This window comes from Providencia rustigianii (assembly GCF_900637755.1).
GTDB lineage: Bacteria > Pseudomonadota > Gammaproteobacteria > Enterobacterales > Enterobacteriaceae > Providencia > Providencia rustigianii.
The window spans coordinates 1,170,342-1,183,008 of sequence record NZ_LR134396.1 but is presented as its reverse complement, the minus strand read 5'-3'; the positions used below and the strand labels follow the sequence as shown (position 1 = coordinate 1,183,008).

General features: G+C 41.6%; 9 protein-coding genes. 2 read left to right on the top strand and 7 right to left on the bottom strand.

From position 1 onward, the window contains the following. Nucleotides 1–60: 60 nt before the first annotated feature. Entirely contained in the window at nt 61–1,005 is a 945-nt protein-coding gene (locus tag EL244_RS05355) for a FecR family protein (RefSeq protein ID WP_172597503.1), read from the bottom strand. Next, on the bottom strand, nt 1,005–1,502 hold the full coding sequence (locus EL244_RS05350; RefSeq protein WP_126459274.1) for an RNA polymerase sigma factor: 498 nt from the start codon (nt 1,500–1,502) through the stop codon (nt 1,005–1,007). The genes EL244_RS05355 and EL244_RS05350 overlap by 1 nt, the downstream gene beginning before the upstream one ends. 234 nt (nt 1,503–1,736) lie before the next feature. Here EL244_RS05350 and EL244_RS05345 point away from each other — a divergent pair, with 234 nt between their 5' ends. After that, nucleotides 1,737–2,645, top strand: coding sequence for a gluconeogenesis factor YvcK family protein (locus tag EL244_RS05345; protein ID WP_126459270.1), 909 nt, complete (start codon nt 1,737–1,739; stop codon nt 2,643–2,645). A gap of 56 nt (nt 2,646–2,701) precedes the next feature. Here the strand turns inward: EL244_RS05345 and pgtA are convergent, their stop codons facing one another. The 3 genes from pgtA to EL244_RS05330 are packed head-to-tail and all read right to left on the bottom strand — an operon-like array spanning nt 2,702 to nt 7,192. Next, nucleotides 2,702–3,949, bottom strand: coding sequence for a two-component system response regulator PgtA (pgtA, locus tag EL244_RS05340; RefSeq protein ID WP_126459268.1), 1,248 nt, complete (start codon nt 3,947–3,949; stop codon nt 2,702–2,704). Next, nucleotides 3,942–5,948 (bottom strand): two-component system sensor histidine kinase PgtB, encoded by a 2,007-nt coding sequence (gene pgtB, locus EL244_RS05335; protein WP_126459265.1) that lies wholly within the window; start codon nt 5,946–5,948, stop codon nt 3,942–3,944. Before pgtB ends, pgtA begins: the two co-directional genes overlap by 8 nt. Further along, the gene (locus EL244_RS05330) at nt 5,945–7,192 is read right to left on the bottom strand and encodes an ABC transporter substrate-binding protein (protein ID WP_269471786.1); all 1,248 of its coding nucleotides are present in this window, start codon (nt 7,190–7,192) and stop codon (nt 5,945–5,947) included. Before EL244_RS05330 ends, pgtB begins: the two co-directional genes overlap by 4 nt. 370 nt (nt 7,193–7,562) lie before the next feature. Between EL244_RS05330 and pgtP the strand changes: the two genes are divergently transcribed. Then, a complete protein-coding gene (gene pgtP / locus EL244_RS05325) occupies nt 7,563–8,942 on the top strand; it encodes a phosphoglycerate transporter PgtP (protein WP_006812733.1) in 1,380 nt (459 codons plus the stop codon). A gap of 143 nt (nt 8,943–9,085) precedes the next feature. On the opposite strand, the gene EL244_RS05320 is transcribed toward pgtP, so the two are convergent. Together EL244_RS05320 and uvrB are read right to left on the bottom strand one after the other, a co-directional pair. Continuing rightward, the gene (locus tag EL244_RS05320) at nt 9,086–10,021 is read right to left on the bottom strand and encodes an Rpn family recombination-promoting nuclease/putative transposase (protein WP_126459262.1); all 936 of its coding nucleotides are present in this window, start codon (nt 10,019–10,021) and stop codon (nt 9,086–9,088) included. A gap of 222 nt (nt 10,022–10,243) precedes the next feature. Then, entirely contained in the window at nt 10,244–12,262 is a 2,019-nt protein-coding gene (gene uvrB, locus EL244_RS05315; RefSeq protein ID WP_006812735.1) for an excinuclease ABC subunit UvrB, read from the bottom strand. Nucleotides 12,263–12,667: the final 405 nt, after the last annotated feature.

Here is a 12,667-nt window from a genome sequence, read left to right as displayed (position 1 = left end):
CATAAAACCCGTAAATAAATTTTTAATAATTTGTTATCAAAATAACCAAAACATTTAATATCAATAAACTAGAGTGAAAAAAGGTAATTCAGAGACTGATAACCCTTTCGAACTGGTGACAGTTAATAACGCATTTTCGACAGAATCTATCTGGAAAACGCCACTAATCATGGCTTGGGGTGGATTGCCCAATAAAATTATAGGTTTTTCTCTATACCGGCTCAGTTCATGGATAACATGATCAACACTGCTTTGCTGGAAAATAATCAGCCCTTTTCTCCACGAAACTCCATGCTGAATGTTAGCAGGTACCATTGGTGATATATGCTGCTGATAAGATGCCTGATCCCCCGCTATGACCCGCTGAGTCTCCCCAGACAACAAGGTTATTTGTACCTGATGTTCATAGACAGCAACATTGACCTGCTTCTCTTGGGTGTCAATCTCAAATTCTGTTCCCAAGGCTTGAACTGTTCCATTTTTTGCTTTCACCCGAAAAGGTCGTGGCTCTTGAGTTGAAATAGGTGCCGCTGAAAAGTAGGCTCGACCAGAATGTAAATTAACTTGCCGATAACCCTCATTAAATTCGAGCGTTATCGCAGCTCCACTGTCTAAATCAACTTGGCTACCATCGGGTAATATAATGTGTGAAATTTCACCATTTTTAGCCTGATAATCTACAGATTCTTGGCTTAAAAATGACCAAATCGCGAATGAGAACACACTTAAAATTAAGGCTGATGCCATCGCAATCCAACGGGGAGCAAATTTTATATTGCCTGTTTTTCGGCTGGATCCCTTTTGAACGGATAATGCGATCCCAGAGGTTAATCCCCACAGTTGCCGAGCTTTAAAATAGGCGTTCCGATGTTGTTCTGATGTCGTAACCCATTGTTGAAACTCATGCTCCTCTTGGGAGGTTAAGTTTTTTTGAGTCGTTTTGATAACCCAGAAAGCGGCGACTTCCTCAATTTCAGAAGGTTTATTTGAATATTGACTCTCCATTAATCTCTCCATTTATGGATGAGCATAGCTAACGCATTGGCTAAATGTTTTTCAACGGTACTTAACGAAATATTTAACGTTTCTGCCACTTCATTTTGGGTCATTCCATCTTCGCGGTGTAGCCGGAAAATTTCCTGAGTTCGCAGGGGTAATGTCCCTATAATATTTTGTATTTGCTGAATTTGTTGTTCTCGAATTGTCTGAGCTTCAAGGCTTTTCGTTTTAGAGGGCACGGACTCCCACTGTACCTCACTGATGGCGGTGACTGAGTGTCGTTTCTGCTGACGAAAATAGTCAATCATCAAGTTTTTAGCGGTTCTATAAAGATAGGCATCCACATCCTGAATGGGGGAATGTTTCATTAATTCCGCCATACGCACAAAGCTTTCCTGCATGATATCCATACTTAGATTATAGTCTTTCAGATAACCATTAAGATAACGACATAGTGAGGAAGAGTGACGAGCAAACAGGCATTGTAACTCTGAATCTGACATATCAAGCCATAACACCAATAATGTAAATGAGAATTATTTACATACTATAGTTATTAACATCAAATGGGAACTAGCAACCTGTATTTTTGGTGCAAACATCTGAAAAATCCAAAAGTTTCTTTTTTATTGTTTTTTATCACGGTAAGTGAACTTCAAATGCGGTTTTATGATAGATTAGCGCCAAATTTGTTTTAGATATAACTCTAGAAACATGATTACTGATATAGGAACACTATGCCGAACAGCAGTCTGACAGATCTTAGGCATGTTGTCGCTCTTGGGGGCGGACATGGACTGGGTCGTGTGATGTCTTCACTTTCATCTTTAGGCTCCCGTTTAACTGGAATTGTCACCACTACAGATAATGGTGGTTCAACTGGGCGTATTCGCCGTTCAGAAGGGGGAATTGCTTGGGGTGATATGCGTAACTGCCTCAACCAGTTGATCACCGAACCGTCGATTGCCTCTAAAATGTTTGAGTATCGTTTTGCAGGTACCGGGGAGTTATCTGGGCATAACCTAGGCAACCTGATGTTGAAATCATTGGATCACCTCAGTGTACGTCCTTTGGAAGCCATCAACCTCATCCGCAATATGCTCAAAGTGGATGCTCAATTGATCCCAATGTCTGAATCACCTGTAGATTTAATGGCGATTGATGATATGGGGAACGAAGTTTACGGGGAAGTCAATGTAGATGCCTTGAAGGTATTACCCCAAGAACTGCGTTTGTATCCTCCTGTAAAAGCAACGACAGAAGCCCTAGAAGCTATTCACCACTCAGACTTAATTTTGATCGGACCCGGCAGCTTTTTTACCAGCTTGATGCCTTTATTATTACTCGATGATATTGCCGATGCCTTGAGAGAAAGTCGCGCGCCTATGGTTTATATCGGTAATCTAGGTAAAGAACTCAGCACTTCCGCAGCCAATCTTTCATTAGCAGAAAAATTGGTAATGATGGAAAAGCATATTGGCCGCAAAAAAATTGATGCACTGATTGTTGGGCCCCGCACAGATGTTAGTCAGCTTCGTCTTGAGCGTAAAATCGTGCAGCGCGTTTTGGAAGCGGACGATGTTCCCTATCGCCATGATAGAAAATTACTTCTACAAGCGATCGAAGATACCATCCCACTGCTTTAATAATTTTATTTTGGTCAGTTACAGCCTTCCTGTAACTGACTCCTCAATACCTACCTCTAGGTCCGATAATGGTGCTTATCCAAACCATACTTTTTCATCCGTAAATAGAGCTTTTTACGTGGCATTTGCAAGTACTCAGAAACATCATTAATCCGCCCTTGGTGGATGTTTAATGCCTCCGTAATAATTTGTCGCTCATAGTTTTCAATTTGCTGATCCAGTGCCGTTGGAGCCACTGGTGCTAGCAGAGGGTTTGCCGTTTCCCCCATGGGCATAATCCCTACCGCATATAGCTCAGCAGCATTGGCTAATTCAGTTACATTCCCCGGCCAATGGCGGCGACTGAGCTTTTTCAAAAATGAGTCATCCAGTGAAGGTAATGGCTGATTTAAGCGAGTACAAGCCAGCTCAAGATAGTGATGAAACAGTGGGGAAATATCGGCTTTACGCTGAGCCAGTGGTAAGCAAGTGACCTGAGTTAACGAGAAATAATAATACAACTCGGCGATAATCTGTTGCTGCTTAGTCAATGCTATCAATGGATGATCCGAAATGCCAATAAGACGAAATCCCCGATGGTCTTGCTGCAAATGTTGAACTAAATAGCGCTGCTGAGACGTCGGTAATAACTCAATATTCTTGATCACCAAAGTACCCGCTCCCACTTCGTGAACCCACGTTTCGACGGGAACTTCTTGCTCATTTAGTAAGGTTTTTATCACCAATGGCGATTGCTGATTTGTACTAATTTGGTGAAGATAACGGGCTAAATAAGTACGCCCACTCCCTAATTCCCCTTGTAAAAAAACCGCAACCAAGGTTTCAGAAAGCCCTTGCAATTGTGTTCTAACCTGCTGAGACCACTCACTTAATCCAACAAAATTAAGCATTAATTGGTTTTTACCCCAGCGGCGCTGTAACACCCGCTGCTTACGGGCTGCCAAGGCTTTTTCAACTTGAGTCAGTAGGTATTCAGGGTTAATTGGTTTTTGTAAAAAATCCCAAGCTCCCATTTTCACGGCTTCCACCGCCATCGGGACATCCCCATGGCCGGTAATTAACACCACGGGTAAATGTTTATCCTTTTCTAAGAAAAGCGCCATCAGCTCAATACCTGAACATTCCGGCATACAAACATCACTTAATACGACGCCACACCAATCTCGATGCACTAATTCTTTAGCTATTAATGGGTTATCGCACTCATATACTCGGTATCCTGCTTGAGTCAGCAATAGACAATAAGCTTCTAATACATCTTTATCATCATCAATGAGGAGTATGTCATAACTGTCATCAAGCATTTTGCGGTACCTTTTTAAAATCTAAAATCACACATCCATGACCTGCAAGCGTGGATGCAATACGCAGTTCACCACCAATTTGCTGCATGATAGATTGGCTAATCGAGAGTCCAACCCCCAACCCAATCTCTTTACTTGTCGTGAATGGCTTCATTAGCGTATCAGCCAAATGCAGTGGCCATCCCTTTCCATTATCACTGATTGTTAATTCGAGAATATTACCGTTTTCACTGAAATCAATGGTAATTTCTGCTTCTGTCGGACTTGCATCTAAAGCATTTGCCAACAAATTCACCAATACTTGCTGAATGCCTATTTCATCCCCAAAAACATTAGGTAGCACCTCTGGATAATGCAGCGCAACCTTGCGAGTTTTATGTTGCAGTAGCAATACATCCCATGCACCTTGAATACACTGTCGCAAGCAAATTGGTTGTAATTGCTCATTATTATCCCGTTTACGGGCAAATTGGCGTAAAGAGCGAACAATGCCATCCATGCGTGTCACTAATTTTTCGGATTTATTTAATGCGGTTAATGCCGTGTCACACTCATGCTCTGGTAGTGCTTTTTTCGCCATAAATAAATGCATGGAAAGTGCATTCAGTGGCTGGTTAATTTCGTGCGCTAACGTGGTCATTGTCTGGCCAACAACCGCTAATTTAGCGGTTTGAATCAACTCATTCTGCATAGTGCGTAAATTTTCTTCTATTGCCTTACGATCCGCGATTTCCTGTTCAAGCTGTCTTTTTTGCTGGTTAATCTGGTCAATACTGCGTTGTAGCAGCATCGCAATTCGTCCTAATTCATCACGCCCTTCTACTGGGATTGTCGTGGTAAGATCACCGATACTGATCCTCGCAACCGCTTGGTTTAATGCCGTAAAACGCTTAACTAGCCTTGGGCGAATAAAGAGTACATTCAATAATAATGCCAACAATAAGGCTAAACCTGCGGTAATGATAATCGTCGTCCCACTCCATGACATAATTTTGGCTAGTCGATGGTTTAAAGTCTGTAATTGCAAATGGCTACTGCCCAGCTGTAAATCGAGTTGGGAACGAAAGTCTGCAAGAATTCGGTCTTTTTCTGCCGTCACGACATTTAATTCAGCTTGCGCTATTTGATAATTTTGCAGTACGCCCAACATCTGGCTATCGGATAATCCGATATCTAATAATTCATCAATGGTTTGACGTAACGTCACAGAACTAGGATATAAATTAAATGCCGGCTCATTCGCCTGTAAATTGGATTTCAAATATTGCAGGTAACGAGCATATCCCCCGACATCCACGGGTTCTTCATGAGCTAGCTCCCCTTGAATATCATTTAAACGCCCGGTAAGAGCATTGGTGATTTGCTCTTCTAGACGCGCCAATGTGTAGATCAATTGCAGCTCCCCTTGCACATTACGCAGGCGGCTTTGTAACCCTTTTGCTTGGCGAGGGTCTTGTTCAATCTTATCCAACAATGAACCCTGTTGTAGGCTAATATCTTGAGATAATGAGTTCAATTCAGTATTGAAGTCATCATGCAGCCAATTGATGCGCGAAGAGAGCGTATTCACCTTTTCTCTCGCTAAAAATAGAGCGTATAGCGCTCTATCCAGACGATGCAGTAAATCTTGGCTCTGAGTCACAATCAGGGCGATTTGCTGGTGATCTTGCCCTGTTAACTTCTGATTAAATGTCTCGATCTGCGCTAAATGTGCGGTAATTTGGTTGCGTAATTGCAAGCGTGTTGAGGTATTAGGCGCTTTTAAAAACTCATTCAGCTCATTCACTAAGGTGTTTAACTGCCCTTCAATCAGAAATGAGGCTTGCATCCTTGGAAAATAATCCCCAAGGGCATAACGAATTTGTTTATTCTGCTCCTGCCATGCGTATAAGCTGACGCAGCTAACAATTAAGGTCATGATGGTTCCGGCAATAAAAGCCCCGCGTAAAATTGCGGTAATGCTAAAACGACCAATTAAATTGATGAGTGCCGTTTTCATTTGATAGCTTCCAATGCATTAATCGCTTTACGCTGCTGTTCTTGGAAAAAACGTTGCCAACGCATATATTCTTCTTCCGCTTTGCGGTTATCTTCAAAGCGTGAATAATATGCAGGATCTTCACTCTCTTTCGCACTCACCGGCATTGCCGTGAGTAATCTTCGAACCTCAGGTAATTGACGTTTTAATTTTGCTTCAGCCATATAGACCGCACGCCATGCGTCCTTAGATTCTGTGAGACGAAAAGTAATTGCCGCATCAAATAGCTGCTGAACTAAACGCTGACGCTTCAATACCAATTGGACGTCCAGCGGCTTTGGTGAATTTAATAGCTGGCTCTGCTGATCTTTGCGCGGGCTATTTTCCACCAGTGGCGTCACAGGGTATTTTCCTGTACTACTCTCTGCAAAAATTTGCTGCCCTTGTTCACTAAGTAAAAAATCAATAAATTGTCGTGCTTTTTCTGGGGCTAAGCTATATCGAGTGATGGCAATAAATGTTGGGGATGTCGCTGAGTCAGGAAGATAGTGAAATTCCAATTCAGGATCCGCGAGTAAAATATTGGCATAGTTATCAATGATTGGTGCTGCTCCACCAAGCCCTGCTTTGATTTTATCTGCCACTCCAAAACTACGAGATGAAACCGTCGCTAAATTTCCCGACATACTTAGTAAAATTCGCCAGCCTTCATCCCAACCGCGCTGCTGTAATAATGACTCAATCATCAAATGATAAGTATCCGAGCGGGATGGGCTGCTGATCAATAGCATTCCTTGATATTGGCTATCCGTAAGGTCATCCCATGTTTTAGGAATAGCTAACTGACTCTGTTCCATCCACTTACGGTTAGCTAAAATACCATAGCCAGAAAATGCCACCGCAGCGACAGAATCGGTCAATATTGTTGGTGTTAACCGCTGAGAATACTCTGGGATCCCTTTCAGCATTCCTAATCGATTATGTTGCTGTAAATGCCGCATCAGCATAGGTGATGACGTCAGCACTAAATCTACATTCTCCAAAGCTTCGGTATCCAGCAACCGTTCTAATGAAGCACTCGTGCGATTAATCGTACGGATCGGTACCGCATCAGGGCGTGCATTCCAACTGTTCACTATTGCCAGTGTCGCTTCTGGAGAAAATGTCGTTGCAATCACTAGCTCATCACTTTTAGCCAAACTCGTCATAGCTGAAAGTGAAATAACGAGCGCCATCAGCGGGCGAAATAGCTTTATTGATCTCATTAGAGTGTTCATCCCACAGGTAGATGTGATTAATATCAAAGAAAGCAACAATAGTTAGATTTTGTGTAAAAGTGCATTTGAGGCAAATCTTACCCTTTTCGCTTTTCTGCCAATATGACTGACGTCACCCGCTTTATTCTCATTGTTGCGTGATTAAATCAACCATTAGTTACTCATTTTTTGAAATCCATCCGACCTCTTTTTCAGATGAGTCGATTTGACCCATACCTATATTAAATTGAGTCAATTTTGACTCAAACCATTAATATTGCGATATTTTTTTAACAAGAACATGATGAGCCTGTCAGAAATAAAACGACAAATATATTGGGCAATTTTCTCTTTTTATCTCTATTTTACAGGTGAATCTATGCTGTCATTTCTACGACCTGCCATGGCAAAAAAACAAGTTCCAACGGAACAAGTCTCCGCAACCTATAAGCGTTACCGCGTTCAAGCACTACTGAGCGTTTTTTTAGGTTATTTGGCTTACTATATTGTGCGTAATAACTTCACACTATCAACGCCATATCTAAAAGAAAACTTAGATTTAAGCACCACTCAAATCGGTTTATTAACCAGCTGTATGCTAATCGCTTATGGTATTAGTAAAGGGATCATGAGTAGCCTTGCAGATAAGGCAAGTCCAAAAGCATTTATGGCCTTTGGTCTAATTTTATGCGCAGTGGTTAACTTTGGGATGGGCTTCAGTAATGCGTTTTGGCTGTTCGTTGGTTTTGTCGTACTAAACGGTCTGTTCCAAGGTATGGGAGTTGGTCCTTCATTTATTACGATTGCGAACTGGTTCCCACGTCGTGAACGTGGTCGTATCGGCGCATTCTGGAATATATCTCACAACGTGGGCGGCGGTATTGTTGCACCTATCGTTGGGGCAGCATTTGCTGTTCTGGGAACAGAACATTGGCAAAGTGCGAGCTATATGGTTCCTGCTTGTGTTGCGATTTTATTCGCTGGAGTTGTGTTAGTTCTTGGTAAAGGTTCTCCAAAACAAGAAGGTTTACCTGCACTGGATCAAATGATGCCAGAAGAAAAGGTAATTTTGACTTCAGCTCAGAAAGAACAATCTCCAGAAAATATGACCGCATTCCAAATTTTCTGTACTTATGTACTGAAAAATAAAAATGCTTGGTATATCTCATTTGTTGACGTGTTCGTTTATATGGTGCGCTTTGGTGTTATCAGCTGGCTGCCTATCTATTTATTAACAGAGAAAAACTTCTCTAAAGATCAGATGAGTGTCGCGTTTCTGTTCTTCGAATGGGCTGCAATTCCATCAACGCTATTAGCGGGTTGGTTGACTGATAAATTATTTAAAGGTCGTAGAATGCCATTAGCGATCGTTTGTATGACGCTGATTTTCTTCTGTCTGATTGGTTACTGGCAGAGCCAGTCTCTGGCGATGGTGACCTTCTTCGCCGCTGTTGTCGGTTGTTTAATTTATGTTCCTCAATTCCTAGCATCAGTACAAACCATGGAAATCGTTCCTAGTTTTGCGGTAGGTTCGGCGGTAGGTCTACGTGGGTTTATGAGCTATATCCTTGGAGCAACGTTAGGAACAAGTTTGTTTGGCTTCGTTGTTGACCGTATGGGCTGGCATGCAGGTTTCTATCTACTGCTTGGTGGGATTGTTTGCTGCATTATCTTCTGTGTACTGTCTCACTTCGGTGCATTAGAGTTAGAGCGCAATCGCCAAACTGTATTAGCACAAGGTAAGCTAGCTAACGCTTAATTCTGATAAGGTAGTTATCAATTTAATACCTTAGATTACGAAAAGGCTGGGTTTAGTATTTTCGCTAAACTCAGTCTTTTTCATTGTAATGTTGATACGTCATTCCACTATTTGTATAAGGGGAAAGACAATGAGTTCGATAACTAGCAAAGTGCTTGGATTTCAGCAAGTGATAACCCTGTTATTTGGCTGATAACATCAATGCTTAAACCTAATTTCAAACTCGTTACCACTTGTTTTTGTAGGTTCAACCTCATTTGCTGCCTTGCAATAATCCGTTCTTCTTCTCTACCTTTTTCTATGCCTTTTTCTATACCTTCATTTCTTAAACGCTGCGCAATATTCATTACAATCTCCTGATGTTCACCCGTTTGGTTAACCAACGTTTTTACTATATGGGTATAAGTTGGGGTGTCCATAACGCTAAAGAGGTAATTTATAACTAAAATGACATCATCTTGATGATTTTGATTGTTATTGAATACCTGAGTTAAACGTTCCGATAAAGCTAAAAGGTTATCCCGTTGTGATGAATGTTTTAAAACCAACTCCATCGCCGCAATTTTACGATGATTCACAATCTCATCGTCATTAACGATAGTGATATCCACCAAGGGCAGTGGATTACAATACAAGTCATAGGCTAAATCTGACCATTGGAAGCAATCGGTCCAAGACTGAGAATATGGATACGGTGATTGCTTTCCATGATAAAACAGAATGGGTACCACCAGTGGTAACGTCTTATTACCCTGCTGTAAATGCTGATTCATCGCGGAAAATGCATAATGCATTAAACGCCAACCCATTAACTTATCAGGGGTAGATTGGTGTTCAACTAGCAAGTACAAATAACCTTCCCCTCGCTCAGTTTCAACCGAATAGAGCATATCCGATAAACGCGAACGTAGGGTTTTGTCCACAAACGAAGCACTGGTCAATGATAAGGTATCAAAATAACATAGCCGTTTAATACGACTAGGAAGATAAATATCAAAAAAGTCCCGAGCATTATCCAGCTTGGTCATAAAACCTTTAAATGCTGAATCATGAGGTGTAGAACTGAGATTATTTGCCATATCCTATGTCATCCAAAGCTACCGATGAGCAAGATACTAACCAATATTTTTACGGGACTGTGAAAAAGTTAATCCTAATTCACGACAATGGCTTGACAATATAACTGATTGTTATAAATAGAATTATTAACTTATCCTTTTAATTAAAAAGCCCTTCAACACGCAGTTAAACTGCTAAAGGGCAATTTGGTATATTGATGGTTTTTTATGAGCTATCGTATATTACGAATTAGCAATAAATTGATTACGTAGCGTTTGTAATTCATCACGAACTCGAGCCGCGGCTTCGAATTCAAGATCTTGAGCATGCTTGTACATTTGAGCTTCAAGTTGTGAAATACGCTGTTCCAACTCTTTGGTCGACATTGACTGAATATTAAGCGCCAGATCCTCTTTGTTACTCCCTTTGCCGCGCCCTTTACCTTTGCCCCCGACTTTATGACCGATTTGCAGAATATCGCCGACTTTCTTCTTCAGCCCTTGAGGGGTAATACCATGGGCTTCGTTATACTCAATCTGTTTTGCACGGCGGCGCTCTGTTTCCGCAATCGCTTTTGCCATTGAATTGGTAATTCTATCTCCATAGAGAATGGCTTTACCATTCAAGTTACGTGCAGCACGACCAATGGTTTGGATTAATGAACGTTCGGAACGTAAGAACCCTTCTTTATCGGCATCTAGGATCGCAACTAGAGAAACCTCTGGCATATCCAGACCTTCCCTCAGCAAGTTAATTCCCACCAGCACATCGAACTCACCCAAGCGTAAATCACGGATGATCTCCACACGTTCAACGGTATCAATATCAGAGTGAAGATAACGAACACGTTCCCCATGTTCTTCGAGATATTCCGTTAAATCTTCGGCCATACGCTTAGTCAATGTGGTCACTAAAACACGTTCCTGTTTTTCCACACGAAGACGAATCTCAGACAGTAAATCATCAACTTGTGTTGTTACTGGACGAACTTCAATGATTGGATCAAGTAACCCTGTTGGCCTGACGACTTGCTCAATGACCTCATGACCGGATTTCTCTAATTCATAATTACCCGGTGTCGCTGAGACATAAATAGTTTGTGGTGCAGCTGCTTCGAACTCTTCAAAACGCATTGGACGGTTATCTAATGCAGAAGGCAAACGGAAACCGTATTCAACTAATGTCTCTTTACGAGAGCGATCGCCTTTATACATTGCGCCAATTTGTGGGATGGTAACGTGGGATTCATCAACCACTAACAAGCCATCTGCGGGTAAATAATCAAATAACGTTGGTGGTGGCTCGCCCGGTGCTCTGCCCGATAGATAACGAGAGTAGTTTTCAATTCCAGAGCAGTACCCCAATTCATTCATCATTTCTAAATCAAATTGGGTTCGTTGAGCGACGCGCTGCTCTTCAATAAGCTTATTATTTTCCAGCAGTACCCGACGTCTATCCGCTAACTCAATTTTTATCTGCTCCATAGCCTCGAGAATACGTTCTCGTGGGGTCACATAGTGAGTTTTTGGGTACACCGTAAAGCGAGGAATTCGATGTTGAATAGCGCCAGTGAGGGGATCAAAAAGTGATAAACGCTCAACTTCATCATCAAATAATTCCACTCTCAGCGCATATTCGTCAGATTCAGCGGGGAAAATATCAATGACCTCACCACGCACGCGAAATGTACCGCGAGTAAACGCTTGGTCATTACGAGTATATTGTAGGTCGGCAAGACGGCGCAAAATCGAACGCTGATCGATAATCATCCCGTCCGTAAGATGCAGCATCATCTTCAAGTAACTGTCTGGGTCACCTAACCCGTAAATAGCTGACACAGAAGCTACTACAATCACATCTCGGCGTTCCAATAGTGCTTTAGTAGCAGACAGACGCATTTGCTCGATATGTTCGTTTATCGAGGCATCCTTTTCAATAAAAGTATCTGAGCTTGGCACATACGCTTCAGGTTGATAGTAATCATAGTAAGAGACAAAATATTCAACCGCGTTGTCAGGGAAGAAACCTTTCATCTCGCTGTATAGCTGCGCCGCTAATGTTTTGTTATGCGCCATCAGCATCGTTGGGCGGTTTTCTTGCGCTATTACGTTGGCAATGGTGAATGTTTTCCCAGACCCCGTTACCCCTAATAACGTTTGATGAGCAAGTCCATCTTCCAGCCCTTCTATTAGTTTACGAATTGCCTCGGGTTGATCTCCCCCAGGCTGGAAATCAGAATACAGTTTAAAATCCTTGCTCATAATCACGCCTCATCAATAATCTCCTACCTATGATACTGGATAAAAAACCAGCTTCAAGTGCTGATGATAAATTTCCTTTTTCTTAGGTTGAAATCTATTTACGAAAATGTTATCCCCAAATAAAGCTTGACCTTTTTGAAACTAGATATTTTATGCTTTTGCCTTTTTTACCTTTAATGCAAATATAAATGGAACGCTTGATTTTATTTAACTATTTGTATTTAAATAATATTATCCAAAAGTCCAGAATCACATCAAATAAAGGCAAACCCGCTTGTCGCCTAGCATCAGGATAGTTTTAGAATGCTAATTCACAAGGTTATCCACAGAAATAGTGGATAACTCTGTAAGTCCTTTACCCCCATGCTTTCGCGATGAGTGCAATATTTGTTAACAAGGGGCTAA

Excerpts from the sequence above, each read along its gene's own strand:
- pgtA (WP_126459268.1), bottom strand. The coding sequence starts at position 3,949 with ATGCTTGATGACAGTTATGACATACTCCTCATTGATGATGATAAAGAT.
- EL244_RS05330 (WP_269471786.1), bottom strand. The coding sequence starts at position 7,192 with ATGAGATCAATAAAGCTATTTCGCCCGCTGATGGCGCTCGTTATTTCA.
- pgtB (WP_126459265.1), bottom strand. The coding sequence starts at position 5,948 with ATGAAAACGGCACTCATCAATTTAATTGGTCGTTTTAGCATTACCGCA.
- EL244_RS05355 (WP_172597503.1), bottom strand. The coding sequence starts at position 1,005 with ATGGAGAGTCAATATTCAAATAAACCTTCTGAAATTGAGGAAGTCGCC.
- uvrB (WP_006812735.1), bottom strand. The coding sequence starts at position 12,262 with ATGAGCAAGGATTTTAAACTGTATTCTGATTTCCAGCCTGGGGGAGAT.
- EL244_RS05320 (WP_126459262.1), bottom strand. The coding sequence starts at position 10,021 with ATGGCAAATAATCTCAGTTCTACACCTCATGATTCAGCATTTAAAGGT.
- EL244_RS05345 (WP_126459270.1), top strand. The coding sequence starts at position 1,737 with ATGCCGAACAGCAGTCTGACAGATCTTAGGCATGTTGTCGCTCTTGGG.
- pgtP (WP_006812733.1), top strand. The coding sequence starts at position 7,563 with ATGCTGTCATTTCTACGACCTGCCATGGCAAAAAAACAAGTTCCAACG.
- EL244_RS05350 (WP_126459274.1), bottom strand. The coding sequence starts at position 1,502 with ATGTCAGATTCAGAGTTACAATGCCTGTTTGCTCGTCACTCTTCCTCA.